The sequence below is a fragment of the Kineococcus glutinatus genome (assembly GCF_039542765.1).
GTDB classification, from domain to species: Bacteria; Actinomycetota; Actinomycetes; order Actinomycetales; family Kineococcaceae; genus Kineococcus_A; species Kineococcus_A glutinatus.
In genome coordinates this window covers 1-577 of the sequence record NZ_BAABIL010000917.1, presented here as the reverse complement: position 1 = coordinate 577, position 577 = coordinate 1, and the positions used below count along the sequence as shown (strand labels likewise).

Sequence of the window (577 nt, the reverse complement as noted above, 5' to 3'; positions counted from 1 at the left end):
CTCCAGCGCCGGGTCCTGCTCCAGCGCCGGGTCCTGCTGATCCGTCGTGCTCACGCCTCGCCCCGGCCCCGGCCGCGACGGCCAGCTGCTCGGCGTACACCCGGGCGGCGGCCGCCACGTCGGTGCCGGCGGCCCCGTCCGAGGCCGGCGGCCAGTGCACCTTCGCCTCGTCCACCCCGACGTGCTGCAGCAGGGCCTCCTGCGCCTGGGTGCTGTTGCGCTCGGGGTCACCGGCCGGCAGGTGCCGCTCGTCGCCCCACCACACGTGCACCTGCGACCAGTCCACCGCGTCGCGGGCGGGGGAGACGGCGACGGCCGCCAGCGCGCGCACACCGATGGTGCCACCGGTGAGCACCACGTGCGCCGCACCGCGCGCGGCCTGCGCATCGGCCAGCGCCGTGAGCAGCCGCGCCGCCACGGCGTGCGCCAGCACCGCCGCCGACGGGTGCACCAGCACCCGCCGGGCCGGCGGGGCCGAGCTCACGCCCCGCCCCGCCCGGCGGCCCGCTTGGTCGCACGCTTGGCGGTGGGTTTCGCGGCGGCGTCGGCGGCCTTCGCGGCCCGCTTGCGCGGGGCG

1 protein-coding gene is annotated in these 577 nt (G+C 79.9%); it reads right to left on the bottom strand.

What is annotated here, in order from left to right; all coding sequences use genetic code 11:
- Positions 1 to 484, bottom strand: a 484-nt coding sequence (locus ABEB16_RS22550) for a 6-phosphogluconolactonase (protein ID WP_345714379.1), incomplete at its 3' end; no start/stop codon positions are given.
- Positions 485 to 577: the final 93 nt, after the last annotated feature.